This window comes from Hoeflea ulvae (genome assembly GCF_026619435.1).
GTDB lineage: Bacteria > Pseudomonadota > Alphaproteobacteria > Rhizobiales > Rhizobiaceae > Hoeflea > Hoeflea ulvae.
The window spans coordinates 4,553,400-4,574,261 of sequence record NZ_JAOVZQ010000001.1 but is presented as its reverse complement, the minus strand read 5'-3'; the positions used below and the strand labels follow the sequence as shown (position 1 = coordinate 4,574,261).

General features: G+C 61.1%; 16 protein-coding genes and 1 pseudogene. 12 read left to right on the top strand and 5 right to left on the bottom strand.

Going from position 1 to position 20,862, the window contains the following annotated elements; all coding sequences use genetic code 11:
- Positions 1 to 28 precede the first annotated feature (28 nt).
- The 7 genes and pseudogenes from OEG82_RS21730 to OEG82_RS21700 all read left to right on the top strand — a co-directional run bounded on the left by OEG82_RS21730 (position 29) and on the right by OEG82_RS21700 (position 10,477).
- Positions 29 to 3,511, top strand: coding sequence for an indolepyruvate ferredoxin oxidoreductase family protein (locus OEG82_RS21730; RefSeq protein ID WP_267614423.1), 3,483 nt, complete (start codon positions 29 to 31; stop codon positions 3,509 to 3,511).
- 263 nt (positions 3,512 to 3,774) lie between these two features.
- Positions 3,775 to 6,102 carry a putative bifunctional diguanylate cyclase/phosphodiesterase gene (locus tag OEG82_RS21725; protein ID WP_267614422.1) on the top strand — a complete coding sequence of 776 codons (2,328 nt, stop codon included), beginning with the start codon at positions 3,775 to 3,777 and terminating at the stop codon, positions 6,100 to 6,102.
- 267 nt (positions 6,103 to 6,369) lie between these two features.
- Positions 6,370 to 7,059: an N-acyl amino acid synthase FeeM domain-containing protein gene (locus OEG82_RS21720; RefSeq protein WP_267614421.1), complete on the top strand. Its 690-nt coding sequence runs from the start codon at positions 6,370 to 6,372 to the stop codon at positions 7,057 to 7,059.
- Between the two features lie 141 nt (positions 7,060 to 7,200).
- The gene (locus OEG82_RS21715; protein WP_425497612.1) at positions 7,201 to 7,371 is read left to right on the top strand and encodes an aa3-type cytochrome c oxidase subunit IV; all 171 of its coding nucleotides are present in this window, start codon (positions 7,201 to 7,203) and stop codon (positions 7,369 to 7,371) included.
- A 126-nt stretch (positions 7,372 to 7,497) separates the two neighbouring features.
- Positions 7,498 to 8,650, top strand: a pseudogene (locus OEG82_RS21710) (Re/Si-specific NAD(P)(+) transhydrogenase subunit alpha).
- Entirely contained in the window at positions 8,650 to 9,069 is a 420-nt protein-coding gene (locus OEG82_RS21705; protein WP_267614420.1) for an NAD(P) transhydrogenase subunit alpha part 2, read from the top strand. The pseudogene OEG82_RS21710 and the gene OEG82_RS21705 overlap by 1 nt, the downstream one beginning before the upstream one ends.
- Before the next feature lie 10 nt (positions 9,070 to 9,079).
- The gene (locus OEG82_RS21700; protein ID WP_267614419.1) at positions 9,080 to 10,477 is read left to right on the top strand and encodes an NAD(P)(+) transhydrogenase (Re/Si-specific) subunit beta; all 1,398 of its coding nucleotides are present in this window, start codon (positions 9,080 to 9,082) and stop codon (positions 10,475 to 10,477) included.
- Between the two features lie 79 nt (positions 10,478 to 10,556).
- Here OEG82_RS21700 and OEG82_RS21695 read toward each other — a convergent pair whose 3' ends face one another.
- From OEG82_RS21695 to rpsU, 3 genes are all read right to left on the bottom strand, one after another.
- Positions 10,557 to 11,057, bottom strand: a complete 501-nt coding sequence (locus tag OEG82_RS21695) for a DUF992 domain-containing protein (protein ID WP_267614418.1) — start codon at positions 11,055 to 11,057, stop codon at positions 10,557 to 10,559.
- A gap of 152 nt (positions 11,058 to 11,209) precedes the next feature.
- Positions 11,210 to 12,058: a tetratricopeptide repeat protein gene (locus tag OEG82_RS21690; RefSeq protein ID WP_267614417.1), complete on the bottom strand. Its 849-nt coding sequence runs from the start codon at positions 12,056 to 12,058 to the stop codon at positions 11,210 to 11,212.
- A 120-nt stretch (positions 12,059 to 12,178) separates the two neighbouring features.
- A complete protein-coding gene (rpsU, locus tag OEG82_RS21685) occupies positions 12,179 to 12,415 on the bottom strand; it encodes a 30S ribosomal protein S21 (protein WP_047028749.1) in 237 nt (78 codons plus the stop codon).
- Positions 12,416 to 12,748: 333 nt separating this feature from the next.
- Here rpsU and OEG82_RS21680 point away from each other — a divergent pair, with 333 nt between their 5' ends.
- Genes OEG82_RS21680 through OEG82_RS21660 form a run of 5 tightly spaced genes read left to right on the top strand, consistent with a single transcriptional unit; the run spans position 12,749 to position 18,250 of the window.
- Positions 12,749 to 14,002, top strand: a complete 1,254-nt coding sequence (locus OEG82_RS21680) for a sarcosine oxidase subunit beta (RefSeq protein ID WP_267614415.1) — start codon at positions 12,749 to 12,751, stop codon at positions 14,000 to 14,002.
- Between the two features lie 11 nt (positions 14,003 to 14,013).
- A complete protein-coding gene (locus tag OEG82_RS21675) occupies positions 14,014 to 14,370 on the top strand; it encodes a cupin domain-containing protein (RefSeq protein ID WP_267614414.1) in 357 nt (118 codons plus the stop codon).
- 16 nt (positions 14,371 to 14,386) lie between these two features.
- Positions 14,387 to 14,710 (top strand): sarcosine oxidase subunit delta, encoded by a 324-nt coding sequence (locus tag OEG82_RS21670; protein WP_267614413.1) that lies wholly within the window; start codon positions 14,387 to 14,389, stop codon positions 14,708 to 14,710.
- Complete coding sequence (locus OEG82_RS21665; RefSeq protein ID WP_267614412.1) at positions 14,707 to 17,703, top strand: sarcosine oxidase subunit alpha; 2,997 nt, start codon at positions 14,707 to 14,709, stop codon at positions 17,701 to 17,703. The genes OEG82_RS21670 and OEG82_RS21665 overlap by 4 nt, the downstream gene beginning before the upstream one ends.
- Positions 17,696 to 18,250 carry a sarcosine oxidase subunit gamma gene (locus tag OEG82_RS21660; RefSeq protein WP_267614411.1) on the top strand — a complete coding sequence of 185 codons (555 nt, stop codon included), beginning with the start codon at positions 17,696 to 17,698 and terminating at the stop codon, positions 18,248 to 18,250. The genes OEG82_RS21665 and OEG82_RS21660 overlap by 8 nt, the downstream gene beginning before the upstream one ends.
- A 4-nt stretch (positions 18,251 to 18,254) precedes the next feature.
- Here OEG82_RS21660 and OEG82_RS21655 read toward each other — a convergent pair whose 3' ends face one another.
- Together OEG82_RS21655 and glgX are read right to left on the bottom strand one after the other, a co-directional pair.
- On the bottom strand, positions 18,255 to 18,737 hold the full coding sequence (locus OEG82_RS21655) for a MaoC family dehydratase (RefSeq protein WP_267614409.1): 483 nt from the start codon (positions 18,735 to 18,737) through the stop codon (positions 18,255 to 18,257).
- Between the two features lie 146 nt (positions 18,738 to 18,883).
- Positions 18,884 to 20,848, bottom strand: a complete 1,965-nt coding sequence (gene glgX / locus OEG82_RS21650; RefSeq protein ID WP_267614408.1) for a glycogen debranching protein GlgX — start codon at positions 20,846 to 20,848, stop codon at positions 18,884 to 18,886.
- Positions 20,849 to 20,862 lie beyond the last annotated feature (14 nt).

The following is a 20,862-nucleotide window of genomic DNA, read 5'->3' as shown; positions in this document are numbered from 1 at the left end:
TGAACTTTATGGTTTGAGGAGGCCGCAGATGACAGCACATGATGTATCGCTCGACGACAAATTTGACCTGAGCAAGGATCGGATCTTTGTCACCGGATCGCAGGCTGTGGTCCGCCTCCTGATGATGCAGCATGAGCGTGACCGGCTCGCCGGGCTCAATACCGCCGGCTTTGTGTCCGGCTATCGCGGGTCTCCGCTGGGAGGTCTGGACCAGCAGATCATGCGCGCGCAGAGATCCCTGTCGGCGCGCAACATCGTGTTGCAGCCCGGACTGAACGAAGAGCTGGCGGCCACCGCCTGCTGGGGCTCGCAACAGGCAGGTCTCGACGGCACCGGCAAGTATGACGGGGTCTTCTCGCTGTGGTACGGCAAGGGGCCGGGGGTGGACCGGTCGGGCGATGTGTTTCGCCATGCAAATCTTGCCGGGTCGTCCCGGCATGGCGGGGTGCTAGCGCTGATGGGGGATGACCACACCGCGGAAAGCTCCACCAATGCGCACCAGACCGAATTCAATTTCGTCGACACGATGATCCCGATCCTCAATCCGGCCGGCGTGCAGGAAATGATCGACTACGGCCTGCATGGCTTCGCCATCTCCCGTTTCGCCGGCACCTGGGCGGCGCTCAAATGCGTCAAGGACAATGTCGAATCCACCGCTTCGGTCAAGGCCGGGCTGGACCGGGTGAACATCATCCTGCCGGAAATCTCGCTGCCGCCGGGCGGGCTCAATATCCGCGCCAATGATCTCGATTTCCTGGGCCAGGAAATGAGGCTTCACGAATTCAAGCGCGATGCGGCAAGTGCCTATATCCGCGCAAACGGACTCAACCGGATCGTCTATTCCGGCGGCACCAATCCGAAGCTCGGGATCCTGACGGTCGGCAAGAACTATCTGGATGTGCGCCAGGCGCTTGACGATCTCGGCATTGATGAGGCGCGCGCCAACAGGATCGGCCTGCGCCTGTTCAAGGTTGCCTGTCCATGGCCGTTCGATCTGGCCGACATGAGCGAATTCGTCGACGGCCTCGATATGGTGATTGTTGTCGAGGAAAAGCGCTCGCTGCTGGAAAGCCAGTTGCGCGAGGCGCTCTATGGCACGGCGCGTCAGCCGGTGGTGGTCGGCAAGCGCGACGAGCGCGGCGACTGGCTGTTTCCGGTCAAGGGCGCGCTCGATCCCAACGACATCGCGGTTGCCGTGGGTGAACGGGTGCTCAGGGTCATCGGCCATGCCGAGGACATTGACGCCAAGGTCAAGCGCATCCGCCAGTTCCAAAGCATGCTGGCCACAGTCACGGATGTGGCTTCTCGTACGCCGTATTTCTGCTCCGGCTGTCCGCACAACAGCTCGACAAAGGTTCCCGAGGGCTCGATCGCCGCCGCCGGAATCGGCTGCCATTTCATGGCGCTGTGGATGGACCGCGACACCGTCGGTTTCACCCAGATGGGCGGCGAGGGGGCGCAGTGGGTCGGCCAGGCGCCATTTACCACGCGCGATCACATTTTCCAGAACCTGGGCGACGGGACCTACAATCACTCCGGCGTGCTGGCGCTGCGCTTTGCAATCGCGTCCGGCGCCAACATCACCTACAAGATCCTCTACAATGATGCGGTGGCGATGACCGGCGGACAGACCCATGAGGGTGGCCTGACCGCGGATGCGATCGCGCGGCAGGTGCGCGCGGAGGGGGTCGAGCGGATCGCGCTGGTCAGCGACGATCCGGATCGCTACCCGGCCGGCACGGTCTGGCCCAGCGCCATGAGCCTGCATCACCGCACCGAGCTCGACGCCGTCCAGCGCGAGCTGCGCGATGTGCCGGGCGTATCGGTGCTGCTTTACGACCAGACTTGCGCGGCCGAAAAGCGCCGCCGAAGGAAGCGCGGGACCTATCCCGATCCGGACAAGCGCGTCATCATCAACGAACTGGTCTGCGAGGGCTGTGGCGATTGCGGCGTCAAGTCGAATTGCGTCTCGATCCAGCCGGTCGAGACCGAATTCGGACGCAAGCGCCGGGTCGATCAATCCAGTTGCAACAAGGATTTTTCCTGTGTCGAAGGATTCTGCCCGTCCTTTGTCACCGTGCATGGCGCGCGCATCCGCAAGGCCGACAGTACCGTTCTCAAATCTGCGCCGGATCCGCTGCTGGGGCTGCCTGCCCCGGAAATCGCGTCGCTGGAACGCGGATGGGCCTCGATCATCGACGGCATCGGCGGAACCGGGGTTGTCACCATCGGCGCCATCCTGGGCATGGCCGCGCATCTGGAAGGCAAGGGGTGCGGCATGATCGATATGGCCGGCCTCGCCCAGAAGGGCGGAGCCGTGTTCTCGCATGTCCGGATCGCGCGCGCGCCGGAAGACATCCAGGCCATCCGGATTTCGGCCGGCAAGGCCGACCTGATCCTTGGCTGCGATCTGGTGGTGTCGGGATCGCGGAAGGTACTGGCCTCGGTGCGTGAGGGCGAGACCGCGTTCCTGGTCAACACCAGCGAGGTCATGCCGGGCGAATTTACCCGAGATGTGAATTTCTCTCTGCCGACCGAGCGGCTCAAGCAGGCCATTGTCAAATCTGCCGGCGTCGAGCGCACCAGCTTCTTCAACGCGACCATGGCTGCAACCCGGTTGTTCGGCAATGCGATAGCGGCCAACATGTTCATGCTCGGCATGGCCTCGCAAAAGGGCGCCCTGCCGCTGTCGCCCGAGTCGGTCGAGCAGGCGATCCGGCTCAATGGCCAGTCCGTGGCCATGAACATCGAAGCGTTTCGCTGGGGCCGCAAGGCCGGACACGATCCTGAATCTGTCCTGGCGATCGTCTCCGGTGCGGCTGCGGCTCCGGACGAGACAGGCGAAGAGACCGTTTCGGACCTGATTGATCGACGTGCGGCGTTTTTGCAGGATTATCAGAATAGGGCATGGTCCGAGACCTACCGGGAGACGCTGAGGCCGCTGGTGGAAGCCGAAACCCTGACTTGCGGCCGTCCCGGAGAGGTGTCGGCTGCTGCGGCCCGGTCGCTGTTCAAGCTGATGGCGATCAAGGACGAATACGAGGTGGCGCGGCTGTACAGCGACGGCAGTTTCAAACGCCAGCTTTCCCGGCAGTTCGAGAGCTTCACCAGGCTGGAATACCATATGGCGCCGCCGGTCCTGGGCCGGAAGGATTCCGATGGTCATCCGGTCAAGTCCTCGTTTGGCCGCAGCATGTCGGCGCTGTTTCCGGTGCTCGCCAGGCTGAAGTTTCTTCGCGGAACGGCATTTGATGTGTTCGGCTACAGCGAAGAGCGGCGCATGGAGCGCCGGCTGCTTGCGCAGTTCATGGCCGAGATGGAAGACATGACCGCGCTGCTGCGCCCGGACAATGCCGGGCAGATCGCGGAATTCCTGTCCTACCCGATGGGGATCACCGGTTATGGCCACGTCAAGAAGCGCAACAAGCAGCAGGCCTATGCGAAAAAAGACACTCTCGCGTCATCCATTCGCGCAGGCAACCAGGGCGCTCACGCCATGGCGGCCGAATAGGCCGGAGGGACGGGAGCGAGAAACGGTGCGGCGAAGGCGTGGCCGACGCCGAAGCGGCTGCGCCGTGGGGAATGCCCTTTACGCGAATATTCTTGTGCGGCAATCCATGGCTGTAAAAACGGGCTGAAACGGCATTTGACCGGCGTCTGGGCGTGTCCTGATAGGCAAATATCGAGAGTTTCTGATTAAAAAGCCCTCTGCGGTCAATGTGTTCTTAATTTCCGCGGGTTACGTTGGCACCTTAAATTCCAAGGTGAGTGTTCATGCAACGAGCAGAAAACACAGCATTCGAAGACGACGTACGACTCTCCTTCGTAGTCTCGCTCTACCAGCAGCGCGGCACGTTGTTTGCGGGTATGATCGCGCATGTGCTCACCACAATGCTGATTTATCTGCGCATTGACGATCCGTTTTATCTCTATGCCGGCTTCGCGCTCTTCCTGGTCTGGGCCTTCCGCAATCTCGACATGCTGTCCTTCGACAAGCTGGACAAATCCACCTTCACCCTCAGTGACACGCTGCATTGGGAAAGACGCTATGTTGCCGGTGCGCTGGTCGCGGCCTTCATCCTGGGCATCATGTGCGGCCATGCTCTGGTTGTGGCGCAGGATCCGTTTGCGGAACTGGTCTCGATTTCCGTCATCCTGGCCACCATGATTTCCGTTGTCGGGCGAAATTTCGGATCACGGCTGAATGTCGACATGATCATTCTGGCCGCCTGCCTGCCGATGATGGCCGGGCTTCTCATGGCCCGCGATCCCTATATGAGCCTGATGGCGATCCTGCTGCTGCCGCTGTTTCTGACAACGCGGTCGATGGCCAACGGGGTGCGGGATTTCCTCTACAATTCGGTGACTGCGGAGCGCAAGACATCCGAGATCGCCGAGCGGTTCGACACCGCGCTCAACAACATGTCGCATGGCTTGTTCATGCTCGATGGCGATGGACGGATCGAGGTCGCCAATCGCAAGGCGCGTGAATTCTTCAATATCGACAGCGATATCAACCTGACCGGTCGGGCGATCAAGGCTGCGATGCGGCTCGGCGCCCGCAACGGCATGATCGCCAAGGAAAACTTCGCCCAGATCAACGAACATCTCGAAAAGCTGATCAGCGGTGACGAAGACCGTTCGCTGGTGCGCCTGGACAAGAAGTCCTGGCTCGAATTCAGTGCCCGGCACCGGGGTGAAAAGGGCGTTGTGCTGATTTTCGAAGATGTTACGGACCGGATTGAATCGGAAAAGCGCATTTTGCAGATGGCGCGCTTCGACAGCCTGACCAACCTGCCCAACCGGTCATGGTTCAAGGAAATCGTCGCGCTGAAGAATGCCAAGGCCAGACCTCGCCAGAACCTGGCGCTGGCGGTGCTCGATATCGATGATTTCAAGCATGTCAACGACACCATGGGTCACGTCAATGGCGACAGGCTGCTCAGCGCTGTCGCAAACCGCTTGCGGTCTCTGTCACGGCAGAAGATCGTGATTTCGCGTTTTGGCGGCGACGAGTTCGTGCTGTTCTTTCCCGATGTTGAAAATGCCGAAGAACTCAGGACCATCATGGACCACGTGATCGATACATTGCGTGGCACCTACATGATCGACGGGCACAAGCTTTTCATCAGCCTGTCCGGTGGCGTGGCCATGGTGCCGGTCGAAGGGGTGCAGATCGAGGAGCTGCATATCCAGGCGGATCTCGCCCTCTATGAAGCCAAGCGCCGAGACAAGAATGGCTGGACGCTGTTCGAAGAGACGATGGATCAGCAATATTCCGAGCGGCAGCGGATGAAGCTGGAACTGCGCGAGGCGGTCCGGACCAATTCCATGGGTCTGTTCTACCAGCCGATGTTCAACCCGGCAGGCACGCAGGTTGCCGGCGCCGAGGCGCTGTCGCGCTGGCATCATCCGCAACTCGGACCGGTGTCACCGGCGATCTACATCCCGCTTGCCGAGGAGATGGGGATCATCGGGGATCTGACCCGCTGCGTGATTGAAAAGGCAGTGGGTGACTGCGTCAGCTGGCCCGGCGAGCTGTTTGTCTCGGTCAATCTGTCCGCCCATGACCTCAGTGACCGGACCATCGTCTCTGTGATCACCGATGCGCTGGACCGCTACAACCTGGCGCCGGAACGGCTGCAGCTTGAAATCACCGAGAGCGGACTGATGAACGATCTCGAAGTGGCTCGCGATATCCTGACCGAATTGCGGGCGATGGGCATGCAGATCGCCATCGACGATTTCGGCACCGGCTATTCCAGCCTCAGCTATCTCGACATCTTGCCGCTCAACAAGGTCAAGATCGATCGTTCCTTTGTCCGCAACCTGGCCGAGGACGCCAAGAAGCTGAAACTGCTGCGCGGTGTCGTCCATCTGGCGCGCGAGCTCGGGCTCGATGTTGTCGTCGAAGGGGTGGAGACCGAAGAGCAGCTGGTGATGATTCGCGAGAACAATTGCGCCGATCTCATCCAGGGTTACATTTTCGGCACGCCGATGCCGAAAGGCGCGTTTCTGGAGCTTGCCACCAAGCTGTCCAAAGCGGGCGTGACCAAGGCGGGTTCGGACGCCCGGCTGCTGACCCAGCCCTCGCGCAGCTAGCGTTCGCGGCAATCAGGTCCGTCAGAACTCGGACTCTGTCTTCAAGCCCTTGATCCCTTATTGCCGGCATTGATCAGGCAGTGGCGGGCCGTTGCCGGGTCCAGACGGTTTTGTTAACCATAATAGAGTGTTAACAGGATACTAACGGCGCAATATGATTGCTTAATGAAAAATTAAAGATATCATTCTCTTTGTGTAATTATGGGGATGATGTCATCGATGGCAATAGCTACTCCAGGCAATGTATCAGGGTTCGGATCCAGCGTGATGAGATTTCTCGAGAGCATCGAGTATCGTCGCATCGACAATGCTGATGATCTTGAAGATGTGGCGCGTATTCGCCAGAAAGCCTTTTCGGCAGTCGGCCTGGCCCCGCAAAACGGAACCCACCTGATCGACGATCTGGACTTCAAGCCCAATGCTCACGTGATGGGCATCTTCTTCGATGAACAGCTGGTGTCCACGATCCGGGTGCATCATGTGACCGCCGCCGAACGTGACAGCGTCGCGGTGTCGCATTTCCCCGATATCATCAATCCGTTTCTGGATGCGGGCAAGACCTTCATCGATCCGGTGCGGTTTGCGGCCGATCCCGACATCATGCGCGAATATCCGGCGCTGCCCTATCTCACCTTGCGGGTCGCCACCATGGCGACGGTCTTCTTCGACGTGGATTACTGTCTCTCGGTGATCAAGCCCAACCATCGTGCCTTCTACAAGCGTGTGTTCCAGTCAATTGAACTGACCGAACCTCGCTATTTCGAGCGCTACAACAGCAATATCGAGCTGCACGGTGCGAATGCGCATGAGTTGAAGAGAACTCTTTTTGACCGGTACCCGTTTTTCCGTTCGCAGCCGCATGAGCGCAAGATGATGTTCGCGCCGCGCGAAGTGCTCGGCCTCACACCGCTGACAATTCTTCCGACGGCACGCTACGCGCTTCAGCAGGCAGGTTGAAGACACGCGAATTTGCGCGCATGGCGGGGGCCTTGCGGCCGTCCGGCAGGATATATCCCTTGCTTTACCGCGGCTTGTCCATTGCACATTGGCGGCGCTTTGTGTAATCCCTCGGTAAATTGTCATTAGGAGAGTTACAGCATGGCTAAGCAGATGGATGGTCCTGTCGAAACTGGCGCTGCAATGGATTATGCCGAGCACGAGAAGACCTATGCCGGGTTTCTTGCCGCCTCAAAATACGGAACAATCAGCATTGTGGCTTTGTTCGTCGCCATGGCGGTGTTCTTTTTTCGGGCGCCGGCGCCATTGTGAGCTTCCTGACGTTCCTGGTTCTGAGCATCGGCGGATGTATTCTCGCCCGCTGAATCATTCGCACGCACCGGGATATGATTGATCAGTTCCGGCGCGTCTCATCCTGTTGTTAGAGGAGGGGCTCTCGTGGGCGCCACTGTATTTGTAGCCAAAGAGTCCGATCTCGCTTGAATCGCGCGTCGCCGCTTCGCCGGAGACCGTGAAAAAGATGACCGCGCTCGGCCTGGAAGTCATCGTTCAAAAGGGCGCTGGCGAGAAGTCCAGGATCACCGACGCGGATTTCGTCGCAGCAGGAGCAACCACGGGAACAGCAGCGAGCGCCAAGAAGGCCGATGTTGTTCTGCGGGTGCGGCGGCCGTCGGAAACGGACATCAAGTCTCTCAAATCAGGCGCGATCGTGCTTGCCCAAATGGACCCCTACGGCAATGAACAGGCGCTTGCCGCCCTGGCAAAGGCCGGGGTGACAAGCTTCGCCATGGAACTGATGCCGCGCATCACGCGGGCCCAGTCGATGGACGTGCTGTCCTCGCAGGCAAACCTTGCCGGTTACCAGGCGGTGATTGAGGCTGCGCATGTGTTTGACCGGGCAATGCCGATGATGATGACCGCGGCCGGCACGGTTGCCGCCGCCAAGGTCTTCGTGATGGGGGCCGGTGTTGCCGGTCTGCAGGCGATTGCCACCGCACGCCGTCTCGGTGCTGCCGTGTCGGCAACCGATGTGCGCCCGGCCGCCAAGGAGCAGGTTGCTTCGCTCGGCGCAAAGTTTATCGCCGTCGAAGACGACGAGTTCAAGGCCGCGGAAACTTCCGGCGGCTATGCCAAGGAAATGTCGAAGGAATACCAGGCCAAGCAGGCTGCCCTGGTCGCCGACCACATTTCCAAACAGGACATCGTCATCACCACCGCACTGATCCCGGGACGCCCGGCGCCGAAGCTGATCTCGCGCGACATGCTCAAGAGCATGCGTCTGGGCTCGGTGGCCGTCGACCTGGCAGTCGAGCGCGGTGGAAACATCGAGGGCGCCATTCCGGGCGAAACCGTGACTGTCGATGGCGTGACGGTGATCGGCATTCTCAACATGCCTGGGCAGATCGCGGCAAGTGCATCGCTGCTCTATGCCAAGAACCTCCTGACTTTCCTCGACACCATGATCGACAAGGAAACCAAGACGGTTTCGGTCAACCTCGATGACGAGCTGGTCAAGGCAACGGCGCTTACCCATGGCGGCGCCATCATTCATCCCGCATTTGGCGGCGAAGACACAAAGGGAGCAGCGTGATGGCAGGGTCCGCACTTGATACCGCTCTTGACAATCTGGAGCAGGCCTTAGGCGCAGTCCGCGAGGCTGCCCAGAATGCCGGACCGGCCGGCGACGGCGTTGCCGCGGCCGTTCATGCGGCAAGCGGCGGGGCGATCGATCCCTTCATCTTCCGGCTGGCGATCTTCGTGCTGGCGATTTTCGTCGGCTATTATGTGGTCTGGTCGGTGACGCCTGCTCTGCACACGCCGCTGATGGCGGTGACCAATGCGATCTCCTCGGTGATCGTGGTCGGTGCGCTGCTGGCGGTCGGAGCGTCGCTGTCGGGCTGGGCCACCGGCTTCGGCTTTGTCGCTCTGGTGCTGGCTTCGGTCAATATTTTCGGCGGATTCCTCGTCACCCAGCGGATGCTGGCCATGTACAAGAAAAAAGAGAAGTGAGGGCCGGCTGATGTCAGAGAATTTCGCCGCATTCGCCTACCTCGTTTCCGGTGTCATGTTCATCATGGCGCTCAGAGGCTTGTCGCACCCAACCACCAGCCGTCAGGGCAACACCTATGGCATGGTCGGTATGGCCATCGCCATCATCACCACCCTGCTGCTGGCCAAACCATCGCTGGGCGGCGTCGGGATGATTGTTGCCGGTCTCGTCATCGGTGGCGGCGCCGGCGCCTATATCGCCCGCAAGATCGCCATGACCTCGATGCCGCAGCTGGTGGCGGGCTTTCACAGCCTGGTCGGCCTAGCTGCCGTGCTCGTGGCTGCCGCCGCACTTTATTCGCCGCATGCCTTCGGCATCGGTGAAGTCGGCGAGATCCATGCGCAGGCGCTCATCGAGATGTCCCTGGGTGTCGCCATTGGCGCGATCACCTTCACCGGCTCGATCATCGCCTTTCTCAAGCTCGACGGGCGGATGTCCGGCAAGCCGATCATGCTGCCGATGCGTCACGTCATCAATGCCGGCCTGCTGATCGGCATCGTCGTGCTAGTGGGTGTGCTTGTGGCAACAGAAAGCTATACCGTGTTCTGGATGGTCGTTGTGCTGTCGCTGGCGCTCGGCGTTCTGCTCATCGTGCCGATCGGCGGCGCCGACATGCCGGTGGTGGTGTCGATGCTCAACTCCTATTCGGGTTGGGCCGCAGCCGGCATCGGTTTCACGCTCGGCAATCTGGCGCTGATCATCACCGGTGCGCTGGTGGGATCCTCGGGCGCGATCCTGTCCTACATCATGTGCAAGGGCATGAACCGGTCGTTCGTTTCGGTCATCCTCGGCGGCTTTGGCGGAGAAACCGCAGCGGCCGGCGACGACGGCATCGACCGTTCGGTCAAGCTCGGTTCGGCCGATGACGCCGCCTTCCTGATGGCAAATGCCTCCAAGGTGATCATCGTTCCGGGATACGGCATGGCCGTGGCCCAGGCGCAGCACGCTACCCGCGAGCTTGCCGACAAGCTCAAGGAACTCGGTGTCGAGGTAAAATACGCCATCCATCCGGTGGCCGGCCGCATGCCTGGCCACATGAACGTTCTGCTGGCGGAAGCCAATGTTCCCTATGATGAAGTCTTTGAACTCGAAGACATCAATTCGGAATTCGCCCAGGCTGACGTGGCCTATGTGATCGGCGCCAATGACGTGACCAATCCGGCAGCGCGTGACGACAAGTCTTCGCCGATCTACGGCATGCCGATCCTGGATGTCGACAAGGCGCGCACCTGCCTCTTCGTCAAGCGCTCGCTCGGCTCGGGCTATGCCGGCATCGACAACACCTTGTTTTACAAGGACAGCACGATGATGCTTCTGGGCGACGCCAAGAAGATGACCGATGATATCGTCAAGGCCATCGAGCACTGATCACGTCAATCAGTGATGTCACCATACAAAACGGGCCCGGAAGTCACTTCCGGGCCCGTTTTCATTCATGTGTCAGAAATCAGTTGGCTGCCGAGCGCAGCTGGATCTCGGCGATGCCGACGGCGACATTGAGGCCTTCCTGGGCCTGGACGCTGACAGGCTGCAGCGAGAAGGTGTCGTCGGAGCCGCCAACCAGAACATTGACGCCGGCGCCGGCTGCTGCCGTGGCTTCGGCGGAGACGCCGCGATAATCGCCAGCAAGCGAGCCAGGCTGATATTCATAGTCGCTGGTCGGGGCGAGAACAGCCCAGGCGATCACGGACGCGCCGGTGACGCCGATATCGATGCCGTATTTGTTGATGACGCCGAAATAGGGCTCCGTGGCTGCATCGGCATTGGCCGGGGTGTATTCACAGGCCAGGTCCTTGGACGATCCGAAGATGAAGCCGGTACCGCCTTCGACGACGCATTCCAGCAGGCCCAGTTCGACGCTGTCAGCATGGGCGGGCATGGTTGCCGTTCCCAGGCTCAGTGTGGCGACGAGTGCTGCTGCGGCGGTCATTTTGGTGGTGTTGATCATGAATATTCACTTTCCCGTTGATTGGTTCATCCCATCAACGGGCTCGCGTGAAAATGGTTCCGGCAGCGGTGCCGATGATGCAATTTGCGGGGTCACCATCTTGTGGCATGGGGCCGCACAGCATTCCATTGCCCTGGGCAGATGGTTGCTGCTCAGCGAACGCGGGCGAGACCGTCGATGGCCGGGCGGTATTTCGGATCGAGCTGGGCAGCCCGCGCATAGGATCGGGATGCGCGCTTCTTGTCGCCGCGGCGCTCATAGATCAGCGCCTGGTTGGACCAGGACTCGGCGATCTGCTGGTCGAGTTCGATGGCGCGATTGAAATCTGCAAAGGCATTGTCGTCATCATTGAGCGCGACATAGGAAATGCCGCGGCCGTTATAGGGCTCAGGCGAGTTCGGCGCCAGCGAGATCGAGGTCGAAAAATCCTCGATGGCCTGCGGATGCTGATTGCGCAGCTGCTTGATCAGGCCACGATTGTGATAGGCGCGCGGATCGGTGGTCTGAAGGCCGATGGCACGATCGTAATCATTCATCGCCTCGTTCATCCGTCCGGCCTGGCGGTAGAGATTGCCGCGACCGATATAGGCGACGTCATAGCGCGGATTGATCTGCAGGGCGCGGTTGTAGTCCCGTGCGGCATCGTTCTGGTTGCCCAGCGAGCGGTGGATCAGGGCGCGGTTGGCATAGGCCTGGTAGAATGAGGGATTTAGCTGGATGGCGCGGTCGAAATCCTCGAGCGCATTGCGGTACTGGCCGGAGCGGCCATAGGCGGCGCCGCGGACATTGTAGCCTTCCGGATCACGCGGATTGCGGCGGATCACGTCGGTCAGGGACGAGATGTTCTCGTCCGTGCCCTGGGTCTTGTCGATTGAAATCGCGTCGATCGGGGCTGTGGTCGAGCACCCCGATACCGCCAGCGTAAGGACGGCTGCTGCGACCAGCAATACTGAACGAGCTGCGCCTGTGTCTCGTGTTCTCGCTGGTGCAATCAAACGCATTCTGTAGGTCCCACATTGCTCTAACGGCACAAAGCCGGTCCGCCACTGAAAAAGGCGGAGACGAATCATCGTCCCCGCCTCACATTCATGCAAGCCCATATGGGCAGAAAAACGACTAGATCAACGGGTCGGTGCAGCCGGACGACCGCCGCCGATAAGACCTTCGCGCTGAGCGCGCTTGCGCGCCAGCTTGCGAACGCGGCGAACGGCTTCTGCCTTTTCGCGAGCACGCTTCTGCGACGGCTTCTCGTAAAAATCACGCATCTTCATTTCACGGAAAATGCCTTCGCGTTGCATTTTCTTTTTAAGAGCGCGGAGCGCCTGATCGACATTGTTATCGCGGACAAGTACCTGCACGTTGATCCCGTTCCTTCGAGTTTTTGGTTGCTGAAGCAACCCTGGCAAACAAAAATTCCGTTCGTTCGGCCAAGGGCGTTACGATTGAGGTGGCAAATATCAGTTTCGAACGCGCAAGTCCAGTCCCCCGGCAACTTGACATTGGGGACGCTCCCGTATTTTTCATCTCCTTACCGGCCATTCTGATTTTGTCGCGTCCCGGCAGGGAAAAGTGCGACAAAAGCTACTGCGACATTGATGGTGGTCCAGAGGTCGCAAAAGAGCCGATGCAAGACGAATGAATTTGCTCTTGCTGGGGTATAGCATACCAGGAACATTGGGAGCCAGACAGCCATGCGCAAATACTCCGCTTTTGCCGTTGCCCGTGAGGCAATGCGCGGCCACAAGGGCTGGCCGGCGCAATGGACATCGCCGGAGCCGCGAAAGAGCTATGATGTCATCATCGTCGGCGCCGGCGGGCATGGGCTGGGCACGGCCTATTACCTTGCCAAGGAACACGGCATCACCAATATCGCGGTGATCGAGAAGGGCTGGCTCGGCGGCGGCAATACCGGCCGCAACACCACCATCATCCGCTCCAACTATCTCTATGACGAGAGCGCCGGGCTCTATGATCACGCGCTCAAGCTGTGGGACGGCCTGTCCCAGGACCTCAATTACAATGTGATGTATTCGGCCCGCGGCGTGATGATGCTGTCGCACAATGTCCACGACACCCAGGTGTTCAAGCGTCACATTCACGCCAACCGGCTCAATGGCATCGACAATGAGTGGCTGACACCCGAAGAGGCCAAGGCTTTCTGCCCGCCGCTCAACATCCACCAGTCGGCGCGCTATCCGGTGGTGGGCGCCGCTCTGCAGCGGCGCGGCGGCACCGCCCGCCATGACGCTGTCGCCTGGGGCTATGCGCGCGCCGCCGCCGACATGGGCGTTCACATCATCCAGAATTGTGAAGTGACCGGCGTTCGCCGCGGCGATGACGGATCAGTTTCCGGCGTCGACACCAGCCGCGGCTTCATTGGCGCCAAAAAGGTCGGCGTCGTCGCTGCCGGGCACACATCGGTGATCATGGAAATGGCCGGCATCCGCATGCCGCTTGAAAGCTATCCGCTGCAGGCGCTGGTGTCCGAGCCGGTCAAGCCGATCTTCCCTTGCGTGGTGATGTCGAACACGGTGCATGCCTATATTTCGCAGTCGGACAAGGGCGAGCTGGTCATCGGCGCTGGCACCGACCAATATACATCCTATTCCCAGACCGGCGGGCTGCACATTCTCAGCCACACGCTCGACGCCATTTGCGAGATGTTTCCGATCTTCACCCGGATGAAGATGCTGCGCTCCTGGGGTGGCATTGTTGATGTGACGCCGGACCGGTCGCCGATCCTGTCGAAAACCCCGATCAAGGGTCTCTATGTCAATTGCGGCTGGGGCACCGGCGGCTTCAAGGCGACACCGGGTTCGGCCAATGTCTTTGCTCACACGATTGCCCGCGACGAGCCGCACAAGATCAATGCGCCCTTCAACCTGGAGCGATTCCAGACCGGTCGCCTGATCGATGAGGCGGCGGCTGCCGCCGTGGCGCATTGAGGCCCGAGCCGATGACCCGTCAGCCCATCAACCTGGTAGACAAACTCGACGGCTTTGCCGATCTCTGGTCGCCGAAGATCGTGGCCGGGTTCAATGGCCATGATGTGATGGTGGTCAAGGCCAATGGTGACTTCAACTGGCACTCCCATCCCGACACAGATGACTTCTTTCTTGTGCTGTCGGGGCGTCTGACCATCCAGATGCGTGACGGCGATGTCGTGCTGGGACCCGGTGAGATGTATGTCGTTCCCAGAGGCGTTGAACATTGTCCGCGCGCCGACGCGGAAACTCACCTTCTCATCATCGAGCCTGCGGGCACGCCCAATACCGGCAATCCCGAAACCGCTGCGATCAAAACCAAGATCTGACCAAGGACCACGCAAAATGCTCCTGATCCACTGTCCCTACTGCCAGGAAGAACGGCCCGAGCTCGAATTCCGCAACACGGGCGAGGCGCATATCGAACGGCCGAAAGATATCGCCGCCATCAGCGACGAGGACTTCGAGGCGTTCTTCTTCATCCGGACCAACCCGAAGGGCGTGTCCTATGAGCGCTGGCGGCACATTCACGGCTGCGCGCGTTTCTTCAACGCCGTACGCGACACGGTCAGCGACCGGTTTGTCACCACCTACAAGGCCGGCGAGCCGCGCGTGGACGTGGTGCGCGGTGAGGACGGGGTGTTGATGGTCAAGGGAGCAGAACAATGAGCGGCGCCAACCGGATCAAGGGACAGGGACGGCTGACGCCTGCAAGGGTCGTGCGCTTCACTTTTGACGGCAAGGCGCTGTCGGCAGTCGAAGGCGACACGCTGGCATCCGCGCTGATTGCCAATGGCATCCATCTGACCGGACGGTCGTTCAAGTATCACCGGCCGCGCGGCATGCTGTCGGCGGGTCCGGAAGAACCCAATGCACTGATGGATGTCGGCCGGGACGCCGCGCGGCGGACACCGAATGTGCGGGCCACCGTGCAGGAAGTCTTTGACGGCATGCAGTCGCAGTCGCAGAACCGCTGGCCTTCGCTGGCCTTCGATGTCGGCGGGCTCAACAATTATGCCTCGCCGTTCTTTGCCGCCGGGTTCTACTACAAGACCTTCATGTGGCCGAAAGCGGCCTGGAAGAAAATCTACGAGCCGATCATCCGCGCCGCAGCGGGGCTTGGCGTATCGCCGAGCCAGCCGGATCCGGATCATTACGCCAATCATTTCGCCCATTGCGATGTGCTGGTGATCGGGGGCGGTGCGGCCGGTCTTTCGGCAGCCCTTGCCGCAGCACATGCCGGGGCCAGCGTGATCCTGTGCGATGAAAAGCCGCAAACCGGAGGCGCGTTTCATCACGAGACCGATGCGACCATTGACGGCATGCCGGGCTGGGACTGGGCGCAGAAGGTAACCGCCGAGCTGCGCGCCATGGACAATGTCCGGGTGCTGACGCGAACCACCGCCTTCGGCTACCAGGCGCAAAACCATGTCGGACTGGTCGAGAGGGTCACCGAGCATCTTGCCAATCCGGATCCGGCCCTGCCGCGCGAACGGCTGTGGCAGGTTCGGGCCAAACAGGTTGTCATCGCCACCGGCGCCATCGAGCGGCATATGGTCTTTGCCAATAATGACCGCCCCGGCATCATGCTGGCCTCGGCGGCGCGGACATTTCTCAATCATTACGGCGTTGCCGTCGGAGCAAAGGTCGGCGTCTACACGGCCTGCGATTCGGCCTGGTACGCCGCTTTTGACTTCAAGCGGGCCGGGGTTTCGATTCCGGCCATCGTCGATGTGCGCCCCGATCCCGATCCGGCGCTGGTGGCGCAGGCCCGGGAACTGGGCATCGAGGTTCTGGCCGGTCAGGCCGTGCTCGACACGTCCGGCGCGCTGCGGGTCAAGTCGATGAAGGTCGGTAGGCCGTCCGGCGGCTCGGCGCGGAGCATCGAGATCGATGCGCTGATCATGTCGGCTGGCTGGACCCCTTCGGTGCACATGTATTCGCAGTCGCGCGGCAAGGTGGTCTGGGACGAGGCAAGCGCGCGCTTTCTGCCCGGCCGCAATGTTCAGGACTGTGTCAGCATCGGCGCCTGCAACGGTGTCGACGATCTGGGTGATGCGGTTGCCGGTGCCGCAAAAGCCGGTCACGAGGCAGCAAAGACTGCCGGTGTGAAGAGCCGCAAGGCCTGGACCGCGCCGGATGCCGAGACGCAAACCTCCTGGGCCGGAAGCATGATGGGCTCGGCCGCCGGTGCGGGTGCCGATACCACCGTGAAGGCCTTTGTCGATTTCCAGAATGATGTGACCGCCAAGGATATCCGGCTTGCGGTGCGCGAGGGCATGCATTCGATTGAACACGTCAAGCGCTTCACCACCAATGGCATGGCCACCGACCAGGGCAAGACCTCGAACATGCATGGCCTGGCGATTGCGGCAGAAATGCTCGACAAGCCGTTGCCGCAGGTGGGCCTGACCACGTTCCGCTCGCCCTATACGCCGGTGACCTTCGGAACCATCGTCAATCATTCGCGTGGCGATCTGTTCGATCCGACACGCCGGACACCGATGCATGGCTGGGAAGAAGCCCATGGCGCGGTGTTCGAGGATGTCGGCCAGTGGAAGCGCGCCTGGTATTATCCGCGCGCCGGCGAGGACATGCACCAGGCAGTCAATCGCGAGTGCCGGACGGTGCGCGAAAGTGCGGGCCTGTTTGATGCCACGACACTGGGCAAGATCGAGGTTGTCGGCCCGGATGCGGCCGCGTTCCTTAATCTGATGTACACCAATGGCTGGGACAAGCTGCAGCCGGGCCGTTGCAAATACGGTATCATGCTGCGCGAGGACGGCTTCATCTATGATGACGGCGTGGTCGGACGACTGGCTGAAGACCGTTTCCACGTGACCACGACCACCGGCGGGGCGCCGCGGGTCATGCATCATATGGAAGACTATCTGCAGACCGAGTTTCCACATCTGAGAGTCTGGCCGACCTCGACAACGGAGCAATGGGCGGTGATTGCCGTTCAGGGCCCCAGGGCGCGCGAGATCATCGCGCCGCTGGTCGAGGGAATTGACCTTTCCACCGAAGCCATGCCGCATATGAGCGTCCGCGAAGGCAAAATCTGCGGTGTGCCGACACGGCTGTTCCGGATGTCGTTTACCGGCGAGGCCGGTTACGAGGTCAATGTGCCTGCTGACTATGGCGAGGCGGTCTGGAAGGCGCTGTGGGCGCGGGCAGAGCCACTTGGCGCCTGCGCCTATGGCACCGAGACCATGCATGTGCTGCGCGCCGAGAAGGGCTATATCATTGTCGGTCAGGACACCGACGGCACGGTGACACCGGACGATGCCGGGCTGAACTGGGCGGTGGCAAAGAAAAAGCCAGACTTCGTCGGCATTCGCGGCATGAAGCGTCCCGACCTGGTTGGCGGCGGGCGCAAGCAGCTAGTCGGCCTGACGACCAAGGATCCGAACATTGTTCTGGAAGAAGGCGCGCAGATCGTTGCCGATCCGAACCAGGCCGTGCCGATGACCATGATCGGCCACGTCACATCCTCCTACTGGTCGGAGAATTGCGGCCGGTCGATTGCCATGGGCTTGGTTGTCGACGGCCGGGCGCGCAAGGGGCAGACGCTCTATGTGCCGATGCCGGAACGGACCATTGAAGTAGAAATCACCGATGCCGTGTTCATCGACAAAGAGGGAGTGCGTCTCAATGGCTAAATCCGCTCAAGCTGTCCGCGCCGAGCCGCTTGCCGGACGGGTCAGCAGCGCTGCAGGCGTGGCCCTGGCACCGGCTGCCCCTGCCAATCGCGTGTCGTTGCGCGCCGATCCCTCCAATGCCAAGGCGTTGTCGAAGGCACTGGGGCTCGACCTGCCGGTGGAGCCGAAATCCTCGCTGCGCAGTGAGCGCGGCCGTCTGGCCATCTGGCTCGGTCCAGACGAATGGCTGATCATTGACGAAACCGGCGATCCGATGACGGATCTGGCCAAAGCCAAGGTACTCCATTCTGCGGTTGATATTTCCCACCGCAACACGGCGATCCTGGTCTCGGGCCAGGGCGCGCGCGAGACGCTGGCATCGGGATGCCCGCAGAATCTCAACAATGATGTGTTTCCGGTCGGCGCGGCAAGCCGCACGGTGATGGGCAAGATCGAGGTGGTGATCATTCGGACCGGAGAGACCGAGTTCCGGGTGGAGTGCTGGCGTTCGTTCTCGGATTACGCCTTTGCCCTGCTGTCAGAAGCCGCCAAGGATTGCCTGGCGTAAGCGGCTAGGCTCCCGGCACATCCTTGGGATCAAACTGGATGATGGTCATCCATGAAGCCGTCAATGCCGGTTTCTTGCCGCCGTCGATTTCCACCGTCACGTCAAAGGTGGTCATCAGCATGCCGGGGCCGCGCATCCGGGCTTCCTTGAGAAAAAAACGGCCACGGATCCGTCCGCCGGCAGGTACCGGGGCCATGAAGCGGATCTTGTTGAACCCGTAATTGATGCCGACATTGTCTTCGCGCAGGCCTGGAACCGCTTCGGAATGCATGGCCGACAGCATCGACACCGTGAGAAAGCCATGCGCGATGGTGCCGCCAAACGGCGTGTCCTTCGCCCGCTCCGGATCGACATGGATGAACTGATGGTCGTCGGTGGCATCGGCAAACAGGTCGATGCGCGATTGCGGCACGCTCATCCAGTCGGAGACGCCAACTTCGGTGCCGACCAGATCCTTGACCTCGGCAATTGAAATCACTCGCTTCACATATTTCTCCCGGGGTGTCAGGTCATTGGCCTCGTCTCAAATCTAGGGTGATCGCGCAGGCATTGCATCTGTATATCGAAACCACCCTGAGGATAGCTTTACACTTCCCAAATCGACAAAGGCACCCTTTGCTTCGTTATGGTTCACTACCGTTCATGACCGGTTGTCTCCTGCCAGCTAATGACTGCGCGGGGAGGCACGGTTCCTTCCCCCAATGCAGCCGGCGTGGCTTGGTTCCACCGGCCGGCTGTGTCCGGCAGCCGGAATGACACGGGGTGCCGGGCGCGGTTGAAAAGGATGGCCGTTCGGTTGCCCTCCAGTCCCAGTACCATCATCAATGCATGTGTCTGCGGATCTTCCCACTCGTCCGGAGTCATCATGCGCCCGTCCGGGGTCAGCCAGGCGACCTGGTCCGGATTGTCGGAACCGTCAGGGTCCTTGAGGAAGCCCGTGCGCGTCAATTGCGTCGAGGCCTGTCTGAACGCAGCCCAGGCGCGGGTGAAGGCAAGGCGCTGGTGATTGAGGCCTTGCCAGTCCCGCCAGGTCACGGCGTTGTCCTGGGCGTAGGCGTTGTTGTTGCCGCCCTGGGTGTGACCGAATTCATCGCCTGCGGTGAGCAGGATGGTGCCGCGGGTGGCAAACAAAGTGGCAATCAGCGCCTGCGCATCGGCTTCGCGGCTTGCAAGGATGGCGGGGTCGCGGGTGTCGCCTTCCACGCCATCGTTCCAGGAGTAATTGGCATTGTGTCCGTCGCCGTTGTTCTCGCCATTGGCTTCGTTGTGCTTGGTCTCGAAGGCGACTAGATCACCGAGCGGAAAACCGTCATGAGCGGCGATGAAATTGACGCTGCGGGTTCTGCGTGCGCCGTTGTGGTGAAAAATGTCGGATGAACCCGACAGCCGTGTCGCCAGCGCGCCGGTCATCCCCTCGTCACCGCGCCAGTAGCGCCGGATGTCATCGCGGGCCTGGTCGTTCCACTCCAGCCAGGGCGGGCCGAAATTGCCAAGCTGGTAGCCGCCCGGTCCGATGTCCCATGGCTCGGCGATCAGCAGCCTGTCATGCAGCACCGGATCATCGACAATGAGTTGCAGCATATTCGCCTCGGCCGAAAAGCCATTGGCGTCGCGGCCGAGAATCGGGGCCAGGTCGAAGCGGAACCCGTCAATGCCGGCTTGGGTTACGAAGTGGCGCATGGTGGCAAGCACCAGTTCCTGGACTTCCGGCCGGTCGCAGGCCAGGGTGTTGCCGCAGCCGGTGTCGTTGATCAGCGTGCCATCGCTGGCGTGACGGTAGTAGGCGGCATTGCCAAACCCGCGCAGCGACAGGGTCGGTCCCTCTAGGTCGCTTTCCCCGGTGTGGTTGAAGACCACATCAAGGATCACGCCGATGCCGGCGGCATGCAGGGCGTCGGCTGCGAAGCGGAGATCGGCGATGCCGCCGGGCGCCAGCCGCGGATCGAGCGCCAGCATGGTAACCGGATTGTAGCCCCAGGCATTGCTCAACCCCAGCGACGGAAGGTGCCTTTCGTCAATCCAGGCGGCAATCGGCATCAGTTCCACCGCGCTGACATGCAGCGACTGCAGATGCGCGATGATCGCCGGATGCGCCAGCGCCCGCAGCTTGCCGCGGTCCTGCTCGGGCACCTCGGGATGCAGAAGCGTGAAGGCGCGAACCGGCAGCTCGTAGATCAGGCCGCCCGGCCGGACCGCCGGCCGTCCCGGATTGAGCGTCGGCAACGGCGTTTCGACAATCGCCTTCGGGACGATGGCCCTGGTGTCTTCGCCGAATATCCCGAGGCGGGGATCATGGGCGAAGGGGCGATCAAGCCGGATGGCAAATGGATCGACGAGCAGTTTCGAGCTGTCAAAGAGATGGCCCTGTTCCGGCTGCCAGGGACCCTCGGCGCGAAACCCATAGCGGGCTCCGGGCTTGATGCCAGGCACGACACCGGAAAAGAGGGCATCGTCGGAAGCTGCAAGGTCGTGGCGGGCGATTTCGGTGTCGGCCTCATCAAACAGGCACACAGCAACCGAAGTTGCCGCGGGCGCCCGGACCGAAAAACGCACGCCGTCAGCCGTCAGTTCCGCGCCCGGCTTCGGCGGAACGTCCAAGTCAGCGAGTGCAC

What these genes read in the sequence shown, in the direction of transcription:
- OEG82_RS21730 (WP_267614423.1), top strand. Translation starts at nt 29, where the DNA reads ATGACAGCACATGATGTATCGCTCGACGACAAATTTGACCTGAGCAAG.
- OEG82_RS21725 (WP_267614422.1), top strand. Translation starts at nt 3,775, where the DNA reads ATGCAACGAGCAGAAAACACAGCATTCGAAGACGACGTACGACTCTCC.
- OEG82_RS21720 (WP_267614421.1), top strand. Translation starts at nt 6,370, where the DNA reads ATGAGATTTCTCGAGAGCATCGAGTATCGTCGCATCGACAATGCTGAT.
- OEG82_RS21715 (WP_425497612.1), top strand. Translation starts at nt 7,201, where the DNA reads ATGGCTAAGCAGATGGATGGTCCTGTCGAAACTGGCGCTGCAATGGAT.
- OEG82_RS21705 (WP_267614420.1), top strand. Translation starts at nt 8,650, where the DNA reads ATGGCAGGGTCCGCACTTGATACCGCTCTTGACAATCTGGAGCAGGCC.
- OEG82_RS21700 (WP_267614419.1), top strand. Translation starts at nt 9,080, where the DNA reads ATGTCAGAGAATTTCGCCGCATTCGCCTACCTCGTTTCCGGTGTCATG.
- OEG82_RS21695 (WP_267614418.1), bottom strand. Translation starts at nt 11,057, where the DNA reads ATGATCAACACCACCAAAATGACCGCCGCAGCAGCACTCGTCGCCACA.
- OEG82_RS21690 (WP_267614417.1), bottom strand. Translation starts at nt 12,058, where the DNA reads ATGCGTTTGATTGCACCAGCGAGAACACGAGACACAGGCGCAGCTCGT.
- OEG82_RS21680 (WP_267614415.1), top strand. Translation starts at nt 12,749, where the DNA reads ATGCGCAAATACTCCGCTTTTGCCGTTGCCCGTGAGGCAATGCGCGGC.
- OEG82_RS21675 (WP_267614414.1), top strand. Translation starts at nt 14,014, where the DNA reads ATGACCCGTCAGCCCATCAACCTGGTAGACAAACTCGACGGCTTTGCC.
- OEG82_RS21670 (WP_267614413.1), top strand. Translation starts at nt 14,387, where the DNA reads ATGCTCCTGATCCACTGTCCCTACTGCCAGGAAGAACGGCCCGAGCTC.
- OEG82_RS21665 (WP_267614412.1), top strand. Translation starts at nt 14,707, where the DNA reads ATGAGCGGCGCCAACCGGATCAAGGGACAGGGACGGCTGACGCCTGCA.
- OEG82_RS21660 (WP_267614411.1), top strand. Translation starts at nt 17,696, where the DNA reads ATGGCTAAATCCGCTCAAGCTGTCCGCGCCGAGCCGCTTGCCGGACGG.